This window comes from Allobosea sp. LjRoot9, from assembly GCF_964252745.1.
Lineage (GTDB): Bacteria > Pseudomonadota > Alphaproteobacteria > Rhizobiales > Beijerinckiaceae > Allobosea.
Map to the genome: position 1 here is coordinate 1058444 of NZ_CAXUPC020000001.1, position 16595 is coordinate 1075038.

Genomic DNA, 16595 nt, shown 5'->3' on the forward strand with positions numbered 1-16595 from the left:
CGCTGCTATAGTGGCCTCGATGGATCAGCCCCGACGGATAGAAGCAGCCTGGAGGGTCACCGGACTCGTCAGGCTGTGGACAAGCGTGTGAAGCACAACGGCCCTGCGCGGCTCCGCTTCGCGAATCGAAACCTTGGCGTTAAAGGTGACCTCCCATGACGCGGTATGTTTTTATCACCGGCGGCGTGGTGTCCTCGCTTGGCAAAGGCCTGGCGTCGGCGGCTCTCGCGGCTCTCCTTCAAGCGCGCGGCCACACGGTCCGCCTGCGCAAGCTCGATCCCTACCTCAATGTCGATCCGGGCACGATGAGCCCCTATCAGCATGGCGAGGTCTTCGTCACCGATGACGGAGCCGAGACGGATCTCGATCTCGGCCATTACGAGCGCTTCACCGGCCGGCCCTGCAACCGGGGTGACAACATCACCACCGGCCGCATCTACATGGACATCCTGACCAAGGAGCGCCGTGGCGACTATCTCGGCGCGACCATCCAGGTCGTTCCGCATGTCACCAATGCGATCAAGGAGTTCATCCTCACCGGCAATGAGGGCTATGATTTCGTCCTGATGGAAGTCGGCGGCACGGTGGGCGACATCGAGAGCCTGCCCTTCCTGGAAGCGATCCGCCAGACCAGCCAGCAATTGCCGCGCGGCCAGTGCATCTTCATCCATCTGACGCTGCTGCCCTATATCCCGACCGCAGGCGAGCTGAAGACCAAGCCGACACAGCATTCGGTCGCCGAATTGCGCTCGATCGGCATCCAGCCTGACATCCTGCTCTGCCGCACCGATCGCGAGATTCCGCGCGAGGAGCGTCGCAAGCTCGCTTTGTTCTGCAATGTCCGCGAGACCGCCGTGATCGAGGCGAGGGACGTCGCATCGATCTATGACGTGCCGCTGTCCTACCATGCGGAGGGGCTCGACAACGAAGTGCTGGCCGCCTTCGGCATGGATGCCAGCGCTGAACCCGACATCTCGAACTGGCGACGTATCTCCGAGCGGGTGAAGAACCCCGAGGGCGAGGTCACCATCGCCATCGTCGGCAAATATACCGGCATGAAGGACGCCTATAAGTCGCTCATCGAGGCCCTGACGCATGGCGGCATCGCCAACCGGGTGAAGGTGAATCTCGACTGGATCGAATCGGAGGTCTTCGAGAAGGAAGACCCGACCCCCTTCCTTGAGCATGTTCACGGTATCCTCGTGCCCGGCGGCTTCGGTCACCGCGGCGCGGAGGGCAAGATCAAGGCTGCGACCTTCGCCAGGCAGCACAAGGTGCCGTATTTCGGCATCTGCTTCGGCATGCAGATGGCCGTGATCGAAGCGGCCCGCTCGCTCGCCCATATCGAGAAGGCGAATTCCAGCGAGTTCGGACCGACGGAGGAGCCCGTTGTCGGTCTGATGACGGAATGGATGCGCGGCAATGAACTCGAGCAGCGCGCGGCCGATGGCAATCTCGGCGGCACCATGCGGCTTGGCGCCTATGCCTCGATCCTCGATCCCGACACCAAGATCGCCAAGATCTATGGCGGGACCGAGATTTCCGAGCGTCATCGCCATCGCTACGAGGTCAATATGAGCTATCGCGAGCGGCTTGAGGCGCAAGGGATGAAGTTCAGCGGCGTCTCGCCCGATGGGCTCCTGCCGGAAACGGTCGAATATCCCGACCATCCCTGGTTCATCGGCGTGCAGTATCACCCGGAGCTGAAGTCGCGGCCCTTCGAGCCGCACCCGCTCTTCGCAAGCTTCGTCGAGGCCGCCGTGGTGCAAAGCCGCTTGGTTTGAACCGGGCTGGAGCGATTTCCGATCCATTTGGATCGTTCAATTGCTCTTGCGCTTTGTTTCAACGCGTTTTCTTCACGCGAACCGGTATCCACTTCGCTCGAAAACGCACTACAGCATCAGACCGAATATCGTATTCGGTCTGATGCTGTAGTGTTTTGATCTTGCATCGGCTTGTTCCGAAAACCGATTCCCACTTTTCGGGCCGATGCATCTAGCCGCCGCCTCACTCGGGAGCGCCGACCCAGGGATGCCGGTGTTCCCGATAAACGCTCTTCGTGGGGGCGGGGAATGCCGGATCCGCGAAGGCTCCGACGGCGACGGCGATTACATCCGGTTTTCGCGTCGGTTCCCAGAAGACCGTGCTGCCGCAGTTGGGGCAAAAATGATGCATCACCGCATAGCCGCTGTCGGATGGCCGTGAGTAATCCGAGAAAACGCCCGAGATGCTGATCTTGGAGCGTGGGAAGAAGCCGGCGATCCCATAAGTACTGCCAGTCCGTCTCTGGCATTCGAGACAATGGCACAGGGAGACGATGACGGGCTCGCCCTCGCAACTGAGGCGAAGCTGGCCACAAGCACAACTGGCTGCGCGTATCTTCATGAAGGCAAGCTACCGCAATCCTGGCCGGGCTTGGAAGGGGTCTATACGACCCGCCGAATTCCGAGATCGCCTGAGCTTTGGTGCTCTGGCGTTGCGGCACAACTCACGTATAGTCACCGGACTGCATCTTGCGGCCCGGGGGCGAGCGGCATGGCGATCTCGATGGCGGGGCTTCCCGCATTTCTGCTCTATTTCGTGGTCGGCGCCGCGCTGATCGCGGGTTTCGCCATTATCTATCTGCGACTCACCGCCCATGACGAGATCGCGCTGATCCGCGCCGGGAACCTCTCGGCGGCGATCGCGTTCGGCGGCAATCTGACGGGGTTTTCGATTCCGCTCGAGAAGGCGATCGCGCAGGCGAGCAGCATTCCCGACTGCGTGCTCTGGGCCATCGCCGCGATGCTCATCCAGTTCGCGGTCTATGGCCTTGCCCGCCTCATCATTCCCGAGCTTTCGCGCAAGATCGAGGAGGATCGTATTCCCTCGGCGGCGATGCTGGCCGTCATCGCCGTGATTTCCGGCACGCTGGCGGCCGCCAGCATGACCGTCTGAGAGGGCGGCGCAATGAAGCGCTCGACCCAGATCGGACTGGCGGCGGCGGGGGTGGTGCTGGTCGCGACCGTCTGGTCGCTCTCAGGCAGCGATGATGACGACAGCCTGATCTACAACACCCTGGCCGAGTGCCGCGCCGGCGGGCAATTGAGCGCCAGCCAATGCGAGCAGCGCTTCAACGAGGCCACGGCCAATCATTTGCGCGACGCCAGGAAATTCAGCAACACCAGCGCTTGCGAGACCGAATACGGCGCCGGTTCCTGCCAGAGCGCAACCTGGAACGGAGCGCAGGTCGTCGTTCCCGCCCTTGCCGGCATCATGCTGGCGCGCAGCCTGACCCAGGGCGGCGGCGCGGCGCAGCCGCTGCTACCGCCGACGCGCGATGCTTGCCCGTCGGGCTCCCAGGCGCAGGAATGCCAGCAGGCGCGCTCCTCATCGAGCGGCAGCGGCGGCTCCAGCGGACGGGGCAGCAGTTCGCGCGCCTATTCAACGACGTCGGGACAAGCGCTCGTCGCGCGCAGCGGTGGCTCCACCAGCGGTGTCAGCACGACCAGCGTCGCCTCGCGCGGCGGCTTCGGCTCGACCTCGCATTCCTTCAGTTCTTCATCCTCGTCCTGAGATGCGCCGCGTCGTCTTCGAAGCACGCGCCGATTGGCAGGCCCAGGTCGAGCGCCTTGGCTTTGCCTTCCACACCATCGATGGCGCGACCTATTGGGATGAGCGCGCGGCCTATGCCTTCACGCTGGAAGAGATCGAGCGTGATATCGAGGCGCCGACCGAGGCGATCGAGCAACTCTGCTTCGCCTTCATCGAGAAGGCGATCGACGATGACGCGGTCCTGACCCGGCTCGCTATTCCCGAAGCGCAATGGGCCTTCATCCGCGAGAGCTGGCAGCGCGGCGAGCGCAATCTCTATGGCCGGCTCGACCTGGCCTATGACGGACGGGGGCCGGCCAAGCTGCTCGAATATAATGCCGACACGCCGACGGCCCTGTTCGAATCGAGTGTCGTGCAATGGGACTGGCTTGAGCAGGCCATGGCAAACGGCAGCTTGCCCGCCGGCTGCGACCAGTTCAATTCATTGCATGAGCGATTGATCGCCGCCTTTGCCGGGCTGCGCGCGCCGTCGCCCTATCGCTTGCATCTCGCTTGCGTGCAGGAGAGCGCCGAGGACAGGGGCACGGTCGATTATCTGCTCGATTGCGCCAAGCAGGCCGGGCTCGACGCCCGTTTCACTTTCATCGAAGAGATCGGCCTGCTTACCGATGGCCGCTTCTGCGACGGCTCCAACGTGCCGATCGAGACCTTGTTCAAGCTCTACCCCTGGGAATGGCTCTTCCGCGAACGCTATGCCAGCGCGCTCGCGGGCTCGCGCTGCCAGTTCATCGAGCCGCCCTGGAAGGCCCTGCTCTCGAACAAGGGATTGCTTGCTTGCCTCTGGGAGATGGAACCCGGCCATCCGAACCTGCTGCCGGCCTTCTTCGAGGGCGATCCTCGCTGCGAAAGCCTGTCGTCGCGCCGGGTTCGCAAGCCGCTCTATTCGCGCGAGGGCGCCAACATCACCTTGCTAGAACGCGGCAAGGTGCTGGACAGCGATGACGGTCCTTATGGCGCTGAGGGCTTCATCCTGCAGGACGCCGCGACCAATTTGTTTCAGTCAGATGGTAACTACGCGGTGATCGGCTCCTGGCTGGTCGCCTCGCAGGCCTGCGGTCTCTGCATCCGCGAGGATGCGACACCGATCACCAAGAACACCTCGCGCTTCCTGCCGCACTATATCGATCCATGACCTGCATCGCGCCATGACCTATATCGAACCATGACCTGCGCCCGATGACCTGCTAGACAAGGAGCTGTCCGAGCCTCCTGCCTTGCGAGACATCGCCATGCCTGCTCCCACCACCCCTCGCGGCCTCGACCATCTCGTCATCGGCGTGCGCGATCTCGACGCAGCCGGCTCCTTCTATGAGAAGCTCGGCTTCCGGGTTGGAGCACGCAACAGCCATCCCTGGGGCACGCAGAACCGGATCGTCCAGTTTCCAGGCTCCTTCCTGGAGCTGATCACCATCGGCGATGCCGAATCGATTCCGGAACCGGCGCCGGGTCGCTTCTCCTTCGGAGCCTTCGTGCGCGATGCCCTGGAGCGCGGCGAGGGCATGTCGATGCTGGTCCTGGAAAGCCAGGACGCCAAGGCCGACAATCTGGCCTTCAAGGCTGCCGGCATCGGCGCCTTCGAGCCGTTTTTCTTCGAACGGCAGGCGCGCCGCCCGAGCGGGGAGGAGGTGCGCGTCGCCTTTTCTCTCGCTTTTGCCGACGATGCCGCCGCGCCCGAATGCGGTTTCTTCGTCTGCGAGCAGCATGAGCCGCAGAATTTCTGGAATCCGGCCTTCCAGCAGCATGAGAACGGTGCGACCGGGCTGTCTGCGGCGATCCTGGTGACGGACGAGCCCGAGCAGCACCGCGCCTTCCTCACCGCCTTCACCGGCGGGGCCGAGATCCTTGAGGGCAATGAGGATTACGTCCTGGACCTGCCGCGCGGTCGCATCGACGTGCTCGACGGCGAGGCCGCGAGCGCGATCTACCATGTCGAGCCGGACCCGACGCCGGCGCGCTTTCTCGGATTTTGCGTGACGGTGGCGGATCTCGAAGCCATCGCCGCGCGGCTGAGCGCAGCGGGCGTTCCCTTCGCACAGGGCGAGGAGCGCATCGTCGTGCCGGCGGCGGCGGCACTGGGCTGCGTCATTGCCTTCGAGCAGGGTTGAAGCCATCCTGTCCCGGCGAACGGGACAGGGCCATCCATGATAACTGACGCTTTGGCGAAACTTCCGGATTTCGCCCTGTTCTTCGCCGGCTCGCTGGCGCTCGTCGGCCTGTATCTGCTGATCTACACGCTCGCGACCTCGCATAACGAGTTCGGTCTGATCCGTCAGAACAACCTCGCTGCCGCGCTCTCGCTGGGTTTGAGCCTGATCGGCTTCGCGCTGCCCTTGTCGAGCGCCATCGTCCATTCCACGACGATCGTGGATCTCGCGGTCTGGGGCATCGTCGCCATCATCGTGCAACTGGTCGTCTATACGCTGGTGCGGCTGGTGCTGCCCAACCTGTCGTCGCGGATCGCCTCGGGAGAACTTGCCGCGGCGCTCTTCCTCGGAGCGGCCTCACTGGCGGCCGGCGTCATCAACGCCGCCGCGATGAGCTTCTGATCGCGCAAGACGCCGCTTCAGGCCGAGGCGCGCTCTTTGGGCAAGGTCGCCAGCAGGCCGACGAGCGCCCGGTCGTGCAGCACGACCATGCGCTCCTTGGGCTTCAGCCAGATCGCGGCATCCTCGATCGTCTCGGCATCGACGAGCTTGGCCTGCGCCACGGCGCGGTCGGGCTCGATCTCGCCGCGCCGACGCGGCTGGCCCTCCGGCAGCATCATGTCATGGGCGTGGCGCAAAGCCGCGTCGGCGTGAAGCGCCACGAGCCCGTCTGCCTCGTCGAAGCCCGCCTCGGCGAATTCAGCCTGCAGCGCGTTCGCCCGCAGCGCGATGGCTGGCGGGTCGCCTTCCTCGGGCGTCACCAGTAATTTGTGCCGCTTCAGCCAGAGGCCCAGCCCCAATTGTCCCGACGCCCAGGATAAGGGAATCGCCAGCACGAGGCCGACGATCGTGGGCGACATCCAGGCAAACAGCGATGTCGCGATCATGAAGGCCGAGATGCCGGCGACGACACCGAGCACCGTGTGCGTCCGGTGCCGGCGGATGATGTCCTTCAGCGGGATCGAGCCGTCGTCGCGCCGCTGCGGATTCCAGCCGGTGTCGCGCCCGAGCAGGATCTGGAAGACCGAGCCGGACTGGATCAGCATCATGATCGGCGCGAAGAAGGCGGAGAACAGGATCTCGAGCAAGGCTGAGAAGATCAGCCTGATCGCGCCGCCGCCGGCGCGCCGGAGCTTGCCGTTGATCAGGGTCAGGACGAGCCCGAAGCCTTTCGGCGCGAGCAGGATCGCCATGGTCAGCGCGAACAGGTTCAAGGCGCGCTCGGGGTCGAAGCGCGGCCAGACCGGGAAGAGCGTGAACTCCTGCGTGAAATATTCCGGCCGCGCGTAATTGACCTGCAGCACGATCAAAATACCGACGACCAGCTGCATCAGCCAGAAGGGCGAGGCGAGATAGCCCATGATGCCGGTGGCGAAATGCTGGCGCGTCGACCAGACGAAGCCCTTCGCCCCGATGATGCGCGAATGCTGCAGATTGCCCTGGCACCAGCGCCGGTCGCGCACCGAGATGTCGATCAGCGAGGGCGGGCTTTCCTCATAGGACCCCGTCAGGTCGGGCAGCATATAGACCGACCAGCCGGCACGGCGCATCAGCGCCGCCTCGACGAAATCGTGGCTCAGCACATGGCCGCCGAAGGGCGGCTTGCCCTTCAGGTCAGGCAGGCCGCAATGATCGGCAAAGGCTTTCGTGCGGATGATCGCGTTGTGGCCCCAGTAGTTGCCGTCGCGGCCCGACCACATGGCGAGCCCGGTCGCGATGACAGGGCCATAGACGCGGGCGGCGAATTGCTGGAGCCGCGCGAAGAAGGTGTTGCGATTGATGATCAGCGGCAGCGACTGGATGATGCCGGAATCGGGATCGGCCTCCATTGCCGCTGCCAGCCGGACGATGCAGGTGCCGGTCATCAGGCTGTCGGCGTCGAGCACGACCATATGCTCGTAGTACCCACCCCAGCGCGTGACGAAATCGGCGATATTGCCGGCCTTGCGGTGGTGGTTCTTCGGTCGATGCCGGTAATAGACGCGGGCTTCGGGGCCGAGCTTTTCGCGCAGCGCCAGGAAGGCGCGTTCCTCGGCGATCCAGACATCGGCATTGGTCGTGTCGGAGACGATGAAATAGTCGAAATGGGCGCCAAGCCCCGTCGCCTCGACGGATTCCTTGATGGCGGCGAGCGCGGCGAAGGTCCGCGCCGTCGATTCATTGTAGATCGGCATCACCACGACGGTGCGGTGCTGCAGCGTCTCGACCCGGCTCGTACGTCCGCTTCCGACCAGAAGCCCGAAAAAACCCAGCAATGCGCTGGTGAAGGCGAGCGCGATCCATGAGAAATTGACCGTGAACAGCACGAGCAAGACGTACTGCAGCGAGGTCGTGCGGCTCACCGACACGACATTGTACATTTCCCAGGCGCCGTAGGCGGTCAGCACCATGCCACCGCCGAACACGAATAATCGTTTCAGCCAGGGCGTCGTCCAGAGCTTCGGCACGGCGGGCTTGCGCCGGTCGGACGCCTTCCAGCTCCGAAAGGATTGCACCGGCATGAGGAGCCGGTTCTCGGGCGGTGTCGCCGGCTCGGCGCTGACCGCATAGCGTCGCGCTTCAGTCCCGGCAGCCGTATCCGGGCGCGCTGCGGTCACCACGTCCATCGATTCAACCACGTTTCCGAGACCGGCTGACCGCCGGACTGCAAGACGAGCCTGAGCTCGCTCAAATTCTCCGTGCCGGGATCGACCTCGAAGCCGACGCGCATGAGCTTGCGCTCTGGATAGGGCCAGATCCGGACATTCTGGATCGTGCCCGGCGTCGCAGTGATGTTGGCGCGGGTGGACGCGACGACCGCGGCATCGGCCAGGCGGTCGCCGGTGAAGTCGACGATGAAGCGGCGGCGGCGTGCTTGGGAGCCGCGTCCTTGCCGCACGCGCCCCGAGACCGCCAGCGCCGGCCGCTCCGGCGGCTGCCAGCACCAGGCCTGCCGATAGGCCAGTGTCGTCTCGCTGCCCGGTGCCAGCACCTGGCGCGGCCGCCAATAGAGGATGACGTTCTTGTTCACATCGGAATCGCTGGGGATCTCGATGAGCTGCACCGAACCCGCGCCCCATTCGCCGAGCGGCTCGACCCAGACGCTCGGCCTCAGTTCGAAACGCTGGTCGTCATCCTGGAAGGCAGCGGGGTCGCGCTCGCGCTCGACCAGGCCGAAACCGCGCGGGTTGGAGTCCATGAAGGACGAAACCTGCAAGGTCGCGGGATTGTTCACGGGGCGGTAGATCCATTCGCCATTGCCTGTCAGCATCTGCACCCCGGACACCTCGTGAACCGAGGGGCGCAGATCGTCGAAGGTGCGCCGGCTCTGCGGACCCGAGAGGAAGGTGCCCATCGTGCAACCCAGCCCGACATGGTCGAGCGCTTGCCGCGCGAACAGCGTCATCTCGACATCGATCAGCGTGACGTCGCCGGGCCGCAATGTCATCCGCACCGCGCCGGTGAGGCTTTCCGAATCGAGCAATGCGTGGATGACGAGCGAGCCGGAAGCGGGGCTCGGCCGCTCGATCCAGAAGGCGCGGAAGAACGGAATCTCTTCACCGCGCGTCTCGCCCGGTCGCAGGATCAGCGCCCGCGCCGTCGAACCATAATTCTGCCCGCGAGCTAGCGAACGAAAGAAGGTTGCGCCCTGGAATATTGCAACCTCATAGGGCCGTTCCAGCCCGGTCGCGATCCGCATCCCGGAGAATTGCAGATCGACATTCGCCGGCGGCGGGGTGACGCGGCCATAGTCGAACTTGCCGCGATCGAAGGCGACGCGGCGCACGATCTCGTCCTCGACCGTGAACAGGCTGACCGGGCTGGAGAAGACATAGCCGCGATGCAGTGGCTCGATGGTGAAGCCGCGATTCTCTCCGGCCCAGATCAGGCCGCCGGGTTGCGCCCTGATTCCCGAATACTGATCGAAGGGCAGGGCGGTATAACCGTCCGGCAAATCGGTCGTGACGACAGGCACCAATGGGCGACGCGCCAGTTGCCGCGCGGTCTCGACGACCAAGGCCGGGTCGAATTTCTGGCCCTCGGCGATCACGGACTGAACCAGCGCCGCCCAGTTGCTTTGCGCAGCCGCCGGCGTCGCGCCGATCAGCGGAGCGGAGGCCAGGCCGATCGCCGCGCCTTCCAGAAACTGCCGACGATTCAAGGATTTCGACATGATATCCAACATAGACGGGCGACGCCCTCGCCCTCTCGCGCTTCTAGAGCATTTTCTGGCAACGTGAAAAGCGTTTGCGTCCGGAAAATGCAGATGGTCGCGTTCCTAGAGACTGTTTCTTACGTCGCCGTATACGATGCCGCCGCCTGCCGACCGGTTGCGCCGCAACGGCAGCTCTCGGAAGCGACTTTGGCAAATGCCGACAGGATCGGCTATCCACGGCGTTCGCAACACCACCATGCACCAGATCGCCAGCGACGACCCAGGAAGTGACCGGCAGGATTTGCCGTTGGGGCGCCAAGGGAAACGATAATCATGACCAAAATGCAGTCCGACCGGTCTTGCCTCGCCATCATTCTTGCGGCTGGCGAGGGCACGCGCATGAAATCGCGGCGGCCGAAGGTGCTGCACGAGATCGGTGGCTGCTCGCTTCTAGCCCATGCGCTCGCTGCTGTGGCGGAGGCCGGAGCCGATACGGTTGTGGTCGTGATCGGCCCCGACCGGCCCGATGTCGCAAGCGAGGCTCGCGCGCTGCTGCCCTCGGCTGCGATCGCGATCCAGGCCGAGCGACGCGGTACGGCTCATGCCGTGCTCGCGGCGCGCGAGGCGCTGTCGGGCAAGCATGACGACATCCTCGTCGCCTTCGCGGATACGCCTCTCGTCCGGCCGCAGACCTTCCTCGACCTTCGCCATGCGCTGGCAGAGGGCGCGAGTGTCGCCGCGCTTGGCTTCGAGGCGCAGGATCCGGCCGGCTATGGGCGGTTCGTGACCAGGGACGGCGAACTCGTGGCCATCGTCGAGCACAAGGACGCAACCGAGGCGCAGCGCACGATCCGCCTGTGCAACGCCGGGCTGATGGCGCTCGACGGCAGCCAGGCGTTATCAATCCTGGAGGCGATCGGGAGCGCCAATGCGCAAGGCGAGTTCTACCTGACCGATGCCGTTGGCGTCGCGCGCGAACGGGGGCTGAAGGCGGTTGCGCTGCAGGCGGCCGAGAGCGAGGTGCAAGGCGTCAACGATCGCGCGCAACTTGCTGCCGCGGAAGCTGAATTCCAAAGACGCAAGCGACTGGAGGCGATGAAGCAGGGCGCGACCTTGATCGCACCCGAGACGGTGTTCTTCAGCTTCGACACACGGTTGGGGCAAGATGTGCTGGTCGAGCCCAATGTCGTCTTCGGCCCAGGTGTCACCGTCGCTGACGGCGCAGTCATCCACGCCTTTTCGCATCTGGAGGGGGCGGATGTCGGCCCTGGCGCGACGGTCGGTCCCTATGGTCGCCTGCGGCCGGGCGCAAAGCTTGGCGCCAATGCCAAGGTCGGCAATTTCGTAGAGATCAAGGCAGCCGATATCGGCGAAGGCGCCAAGGTCAGCCATCTCACCTATATCGGCGATGCCAGTGTCGGCGCCGATGCCAATATCGGCGCCGGCACCATCACCTGCAACTATGACGGCTTCTTCAAGTACAAAACGGTGATAGGAGCCGGCGCCTTCGTTGGCTCCAATTCCGCGCTGGTTGCGCCGGTGACGATCGGCGACCGGGCCATCATCGGCTCGGGCTCGGTCATCACGAAGGATGTTCCAGCCGATGCGCTGGCTATCGGCCGCGGCCGTCAGATCGAGCGTGAAGGTTGGGCGAAGACATTCCGCGACAAGGCCATGGCGAAGAAGTCCGCAGCCAAGAAAACGCCGGAATAACCTGAAAAGCGGCGGTCCCTGCAGGCCGCCGTTCATAGTTCTACATTTAGAGTGATTGGGAATGTTCGCCGTTGCCCGCTATGCGGTGTGCCAACGGCAACGTCTGAAGAGGTTTTGGCATGTGCGGCATCGTGGGCATTCTGGGCAAGGAAGCGGTCGCGCCCCAGGTCGTCGAGGCGCTGCGGCGGCTCGAATATCGCGGCTATGATTCGGCCGGCGTCGCGACGCTGGAAAACGGCCTGCTCGCCCGCCGCCGTGCCGAAGGCAAGCTCAAGAACCTCGAGATCAGGCTCTCGAGCGAGCCGCTCGAAGGCTTGATCGGCATCGGCCACACCCGCTGGGCGACCCATGGCAAGCCCAACGAGACCAACGCCCATCCCCACGCGACCGAAAAGCTCGCGGTCGTCCATAACGGCATCATCGAGAACTTTCGCGAGCTCAAGGTCGAGCTCGAGGCCGACGGTTACGTTTTCAAGACGCAGACCGACACCGAGATCGTCGCCCAATTGGTCACGCGCGAGCTCGATCGCGGCAAGAAGCCCGTCGCGGCAATCGCGCATTGCCTGCCGCGTTTGCGCGGGGCTTTCGCGCTGGCTTTCCTGTTCCAGGGTGAGGAAGACCTGCTGATCGGTGCGCGCAACGGGCCGCCACTGGCTGTCGGCGTCGGTGACGGCGAGATGTATCTGGGCTCGGATGCGGTCGCGCTGGCGCCCTTCACCAACCTCATCGCTTATCTCGAGGAGGGCGATTGGGTCGTCCTCAACCGCAAGGGCGCGACCTTCTACGACAAGGCGAATGTCCAGGTCGAACGGCGCGCACGTCGCGTCGCCGCCGGCAGCATGCTGGTCGACAAGGGCAATCATCGCCACTTCATGGCGAAGGAAATTCATGAGCAGCCCGAGGTCGTCGCTCACACGCTGACGCAGTATCTCGACATGGCGGCCGGCACGCTGAGGCAACCCTTCGAGCCTGCCGTCGAATGGAAGGGCCTGTCCCGGCTCTCCGTTTCCGCTTGCGGCACGGCTTATTACGCCGGGCTCACGGCGAAATACTGGTTCGAGCGGCTGGCGCGCCTGCCGGTCGAGATCGATGTCGCCTCCGAGTTCCGCTACCGCGAGGCACCGATGCCCGAGAACGGGCTCGCGCTCTTCATCTCGCAATCGGGCGAGACCGCCGACACGCTGGCCTGCCTGAAATATGCCAAGCAGGAGCGCCAGACGATCCTGTCGGTCGTGAACATGCCGACCTCGACCATCGCCCGTGAGAGTGACGCGGTTGCTCCCACGCTCGCTGGCCCTGAGATCGGCGTTGCCTCGACCAAGGCCTTCACCTGCCAATTGACCACACTGGCCTGCCTGGCGCTCGCCGCTGCCCGCGCACGCGGCACGCTCTCGGCGGAGGATGAGATCCGCCATGTCCAGCATCTGATCGCGCTGCCCGGCCTCCTGGCGAAGGCGCTCGAGCTCGAGCCCGAGATCGAAAGGCTCGCCCGCGAGCTCTCCAAGGCGAGCGACGTGCTCTATCTCGGCCGCGGCACGAGTTTCCCGCTGGCGCTCGAAGGCGCGCTGAAGCTGAAGGAAATCAGCTATATCCACGCCGAAGGTTATGCGGCTGGCGAACTCAAGCACGGTCCGATCGCATTGATCGACGAGGATATGCCGGTCATCGTCGTCGCGCCCCATGACGCGCTCTTCGAGAAGACCGCGTCGAACATGCAGGAGGTCGCGGCGCGTGGCGGGCGGATCATCCTGATCACCGACGCCAGGGGCGCGGCTGAATGCGGCATCACCCCGGAGGCGACGATCATCATGCCGGAGATGGACCCGCTCTTTGCGCCGATCGTCTACGCGCTGCCGATCCAGATGATCGCCTACCAGACCGCTGTCTTCATGGGTAAGGACGTCGATCAGCCGCGCAATCTGGCGAAGTCCGTCACGGTGGAGTGACGACTGTTCGCGAGCCGGCCTCGGCCGGCTCGCGGCGGACTGACATCAAGCGGCAATATCTCGGGGCGAGCTTGGTCGCCGGGCCATGCCACGATCCTTGAATTCTGCTGGATCCTTGAATTCTGCTGGGAGCGTTGGCACGTCTGTCGCATGGTGGCCGGCCAATCGCGGCTGAACGCCCGACTGACCGGAACCCTTGCATGACCGCCGGCCCGCCCGATCCCCGCCTCATCATCCAGACCGACCTGTTGCGCCCGACGGCTGGCACGCGGCTGCGGCGCTACTTCCTGACCGGGCTCGTCATCGCGGCTCCTCTGGCGATCACGGCCTCCGTGACCTGGTGGTTCATCACCCTGATCGACGGGCTGGTGAAGCCGCTGATCCCGAACTCCTATCTGCCTGATTCCTATCTGCCGTTTCCGATTCCTGGCCTGGGCATCATCATCGGCTTGATCGGGCTGACGCTGCTCGGCTTCCTCACCGCCAACCTAGTCGGCCGTACCTTGATCGAGGCGGGCGAGGCGCTGCTTAATCGCATGCCGGTGGTGCGCAGCCTCTACAAAGGCGTGAAGCAGGTCTTCGAGACGATCTTCTCGCAATCGGGCACCTCGTTCCGCAAGGTCGGGATGGTGCAGTTCCCGCAGCCGGGCATGTGGTCGATCGTCTTCATCGCGCAGGAGGCCGCACCCGAGATCGCCGGAAAACTGCCTGATGGAAACGAGCAGATCGGCGTTTTCCTGCCCTGCACGCCGAACCCGACGACGGGCTTCTTCTTCTATCTACCGCGCCAGGAGGTCATCGAACTGACGATCTCCGTCGAGGATGGCGCCAAGCTGATCATGTCGGCGGGGCTGATCCAGCCGGGCGAGGCCGCGCCGAAGCTGATGCCGGGCACGGATACCGGCAAATAGCACTGGCCCGAACGGCCGGGGCGCATTTGATCGGGATTACTACCCCGCGCGCAGCAACCTGATCGCGACATCACGCTCGAACAGATAGAGCAATGTCCTCACAGCCTCGCCGCGCGGGCCTTCGAGATGCGGATCGCGCTCGATCAGCAGACGGGCATCGTCGCGCGCGGCGGCGAGCAGATCGCCATCCGTTTCCGGTCGCGCGATCTGCCAGTCCGGCGAACCCGACTGCTTGGTGCCCAGCACCTCGCCTTCGCCGCGCAGCCTCAGATCCTCCTCGGCGATGCGGAAACCGTCCTCGGTTTCGCGCATGATGGTCAGCCGTGCTTCGGCCACCGGTCCGAGAGGTCCCTTGTAGAGCAGGAGGCAGGTCGAGGCGGCCGAGCCGCGCCCGATGCGCCCGCGCAGCTGGTGAAGCTGCGCCAGACCGAAGCGTTCGGCATGTTCGATCACCATCACGCTCGCATTGGGTACATCGACGCCGACCTCGATCACCGTGGTCGAGATCAGGATGCGCGTTTGGCCCGCCACGAAAGCCGCCATCGCCGCATCCTTGTCGCGTCCAGGCATCTGGCCGTGCAGCAGCCCGACCCGGTCGCCGAAGAATTCACGCAGAGCATCGAAACGCTCCTGCGCAGCGGCGACATCGAGCGTGTCGGATTCCTGCACCAAGGGGCAGACCCAATAGACCTGGGCGCCGGCCTCGACCGCACGCCCCACCGCGCCGACGACCTCGTCATAGCGGTCGAGCGAGATCGCCTTGGTCGCGATCGGCTTGCGCCCCGCCGGCTTCTCGGCCAGCACGGAGATATCCATGTCTCCGAACCAGGTCAGCGACAGCGTGCGTGGGATCGGTGTCGCCGTCATCACCAGAATATCGACCGCTTCGCCCTTGGAGCCGAGCAGCAGGCGCTGATGCACGCCGAAACGGTGCTGCTCATCGACGATGGCGAGCGCGAGATCGCGAAAGGCGACCCCCTCCTGGAACAGCGCATGGGTGCCGACCGCGATCGCGATCTCGCCATTCGCCAGCCCCTCCAATACGCGGGCCCGGCCCGGACCCTTTTCGCGTCCGGTCAGCAATGCGAGCTTGAGGCCTGCGGCTTCGGCGAGCGGGGCCAGCCGCTCGGCATGCTGGCGCGCCAGGATTTCGGTCGGGGCCATCAGCACGGATTGCCGTCCGGCCTCGGCGGCGGCGGCCATTGCCATCAAGGCGACGACCGTCTTGCCCGAGCCGACATCGCCCTGCAGCAGGCGCAGCATCCGTTCGGGCTTTTCCATGTCGTCATGGATGTCATTGAGCGCCTGCCGCTGGCCCTCCGTCAGCGTGAAGGGCAGGGCGCTCTCGATCCGCCGCCGCAACGCGCCATCCCCGGCGGTCGCCCGACCGGCCTTCTTCTTCTGCTGCCGTCGCACCAGAGCGAGCGCGATCTGGCTCGCCAGCAATTCGTCATAGGCGACGCGGCGCCGCGCGATCGTGTCGCCTTCGATCGCCTTGAGATCGGGCGGATGATGCAAGGCCTGCATCGCCTCGAAGAAGGGCGCAAACCCGCTCTTGGCCAGGAAGCTCGGGTCCTGCCATTCCGCCAGATCCGGGCATTTCTCCGCAGCCGCGCCTGCGATCCGCGTCATCACCCGCGCACTGAGGCCTTCGGTCAGTCCGTAGACCGGTTCGATCGCCGGCAATGTCGCGGCGAATTTGGGATCGAGGATGCGGTCGGGATGCACCATCTGGCGCATGCCGTCCCAGAGCTCGAGCTTGCCGGAGATGAGCCGATAGGCGCCGATCGGCAGGGTCTGCAGGAGATGGCGCACATCGGCGTGGAAGAACACCAGCGTCACGTCGCCGGTCTCATCCTCGACGATGATGCGATAGGGCGCCTTCGCCTTGGTGGGTGGCGCGGGGCGATGCTCGGTCACCTGCGCGTTGAAGGTCGCGACATCGCCGATCGGCGCATCGGCGATCGAAGGGCTCGGCCGCCGGTCGATCGCACCGGTCGGCAAGCGAAACAGCAGGTCGATGACGCGCGCAGGTCGCGTCTCGTCGCCGAGGAGTTTGTCCAGAAGCTTGCCGAGCTTGGGGCCGACGCCCGGCAGCGTCGTCACGGGGGCGAACAGCGGGTCGAGAAGGGATGGGCGCAAGCGGCTACTC

At 64.7% G+C, this 16595-nt stretch carries 13 protein-coding genes; 9 read left to right on the forward strand and 4 right to left on the reverse strand.

Features of this window, described 5'->3' with window-relative positions; all coding sequences use genetic code 11:
- The first annotated feature begins 155 nt into the window (after window positions 1-155).
- A complete protein-coding gene (locus tag ACSQ3P_RS05050; RefSeq protein WP_310149077.1) occupies window positions 156-1784 on the forward strand; it encodes a CTP synthase in 1629 nt (542 codons plus the stop codon).
- Window positions 1785-2007: 223 nt separating this feature from the next.
- Here the strand turns inward: ACSQ3P_RS05050 and ACSQ3P_RS05055 are convergent, their stop codons facing one another.
- Window positions 2008-2385: a GFA family protein gene (locus ACSQ3P_RS05055; protein WP_436164503.1), complete on the reverse strand. Its 378-nt coding sequence runs from the start codon at window positions 2383-2385 to the stop codon at window positions 2008-2010.
- A 150-nt stretch (window positions 2386-2535) separates the two neighbouring features.
- Here ACSQ3P_RS05055 and ACSQ3P_RS05060 point away from each other — a divergent pair, with 150 nt between their 5' ends.
- From ACSQ3P_RS05060 to ACSQ3P_RS05080, 5 genes are all read left to right on the forward strand, one after another.
- Window positions 2536-2937, forward strand: coding sequence for a DUF350 domain-containing protein (locus tag ACSQ3P_RS05060; protein WP_103716874.1), 402 nt, complete (start codon window positions 2536-2538; stop codon window positions 2935-2937).
- A 12-nt stretch (window positions 2938-2949) separates the two neighbouring features.
- Window positions 2950-3555, forward strand: coding sequence for a DUF1190 domain-containing protein (locus tag ACSQ3P_RS05065; RefSeq protein WP_436164504.1), 606 nt, complete (start codon window positions 2950-2952; stop codon window positions 3553-3555).
- A gap of 1 nt (window position 3556) precedes the next feature.
- Window positions 3557-4726 carry a glutathionylspermidine synthase family protein gene (locus ACSQ3P_RS05070; RefSeq protein ID WP_436164505.1) on the forward strand — a complete coding sequence of 390 codons (1170 nt, stop codon included), beginning with the start codon at window positions 3557-3559 and terminating at the stop codon, window positions 4724-4726.
- 97 nt (window positions 4727-4823) lie between these two features.
- Window positions 4824-5699, forward strand: coding sequence for a VOC family protein (locus ACSQ3P_RS05075; protein ID WP_436164506.1), 876 nt, complete (start codon window positions 4824-4826; stop codon window positions 5697-5699).
- A 51-nt stretch (window positions 5700-5750) separates the two neighbouring features.
- Window positions 5751-6140: a DUF350 domain-containing protein gene (locus ACSQ3P_RS05080; protein ID WP_436164507.1), complete on the forward strand. Its 390-nt coding sequence runs from the start codon at window positions 5751-5753 to the stop codon at window positions 6138-6140.
- A gap of 17 nt (window positions 6141-6157) precedes the next feature.
- Here the strand turns inward: ACSQ3P_RS05080 and mdoH are convergent, their stop codons facing one another.
- Both mdoH and ACSQ3P_RS05090 read right to left on the reverse strand, forming a co-directional pair.
- Window positions 6158-8344, reverse strand: a complete 2187-nt coding sequence (gene mdoH / locus ACSQ3P_RS05085) for a glucans biosynthesis glucosyltransferase MdoH (protein WP_436164508.1) — start codon at window positions 8342-8344, stop codon at window positions 6158-6160.
- Complete coding sequence (locus ACSQ3P_RS05090; RefSeq protein WP_083269880.1) at window positions 8332-9891, reverse strand: glucan biosynthesis protein; 1560 nt, start codon at window positions 9889-9891, stop codon at window positions 8332-8334. Before ACSQ3P_RS05090 ends, mdoH begins: the two co-directional genes overlap by 13 nt.
- 324 nt (window positions 9892-10215) lie before the next feature.
- On the opposite strand from ACSQ3P_RS05090, the gene glmU reads away from it, so the two are divergent.
- From glmU to ACSQ3P_RS05105, 3 genes are all read left to right on the forward strand, one after another.
- Window positions 10216-11586: a bifunctional UDP-N-acetylglucosamine diphosphorylase/glucosamine-1-phosphate N-acetyltransferase GlmU gene (gene glmU, locus ACSQ3P_RS05095; RefSeq protein WP_436165164.1), complete on the forward strand. Its 1371-nt coding sequence runs from the start codon at window positions 10216-10218 to the stop codon at window positions 11584-11586.
- Between the two features lie 119 nt (window positions 11587-11705).
- The gene (glmS, locus tag ACSQ3P_RS05100; RefSeq protein WP_436164509.1) at window positions 11706-13532 is read left to right on the forward strand and encodes a glutamine--fructose-6-phosphate transaminase (isomerizing); all 1827 of its coding nucleotides are present in this window, start codon (window positions 11706-11708) and stop codon (window positions 13530-13532) included.
- 200 nt (window positions 13533-13732) lie between these two features.
- Window positions 13733-14443, forward strand: a complete 711-nt coding sequence (locus ACSQ3P_RS05105; RefSeq protein WP_436164510.1) for a DUF502 domain-containing protein — start codon at window positions 13733-13735, stop codon at window positions 14441-14443.
- Window positions 14444-14482: 39 nt separating this feature from the next.
- On the opposite strand, the gene recG is transcribed toward ACSQ3P_RS05105, so the two are convergent.
- Window positions 14483-16585 carry an ATP-dependent DNA helicase RecG gene (recG, locus tag ACSQ3P_RS05110; RefSeq protein WP_436164511.1) on the reverse strand — a complete coding sequence of 701 codons (2103 nt, stop codon included), beginning with the start codon at window positions 16583-16585 and terminating at the stop codon, window positions 14483-14485.
- Between the last annotated feature and the right edge of the window lie 10 nt (window positions 16586-16595).

Excerpts from the sequence above, each read along its gene's own strand:
- ACSQ3P_RS05050 (WP_310149077.1), top strand. The coding sequence starts at position 156 with ATGACGCGGTATGTTTTTATCACCGGCGGCGTGGTGTCCTCGCTTGGC.
- ACSQ3P_RS05055 (WP_436164503.1), bottom strand. The coding sequence starts at position 2,385 with ATGAAGATACGCGCAGCCAGTTGTGCTTGTGGCCAGCTTCGCCTCAGT.
- ACSQ3P_RS05060 (WP_103716874.1), top strand. The coding sequence starts at position 2,536 with ATGGCGATCTCGATGGCGGGGCTTCCCGCATTTCTGCTCTATTTCGTG.
- ACSQ3P_RS05065 (WP_436164504.1), top strand. The coding sequence starts at position 2,950 with ATGAAGCGCTCGACCCAGATCGGACTGGCGGCGGCGGGGGTGGTGCTG.
- ACSQ3P_RS05070 (WP_436164505.1), top strand. The coding sequence starts at position 3,557 with ATGCGCCGCGTCGTCTTCGAAGCACGCGCCGATTGGCAGGCCCAGGTC.
- ACSQ3P_RS05075 (WP_436164506.1), top strand. The coding sequence starts at position 4,824 with ATGCCTGCTCCCACCACCCCTCGCGGCCTCGACCATCTCGTCATCGGC.
- mdoH (WP_436164508.1), bottom strand. The coding sequence starts at position 8,344 with ATGGACGTGGTGACCGCAGCGCGCCCGGATACGGCTGCCGGGACTGAA.
- ACSQ3P_RS05090 (WP_083269880.1), bottom strand. The coding sequence starts at position 9,891 with ATGTCGAAATCCTTGAATCGTCGGCAGTTTCTGGAAGGCGCGGCGATC.
- glmU (WP_436165164.1), top strand. The coding sequence starts at position 10,216 with ATGCAGTCCGACCGGTCTTGCCTCGCCATCATTCTTGCGGCTGGCGAG.
- glmS (WP_436164509.1), top strand. The coding sequence starts at position 11,706 with ATGTGCGGCATCGTGGGCATTCTGGGCAAGGAAGCGGTCGCGCCCCAG.
- ACSQ3P_RS05105 (WP_436164510.1), top strand. The coding sequence starts at position 13,733 with ATGACCGCCGGCCCGCCCGATCCCCGCCTCATCATCCAGACCGACCTG.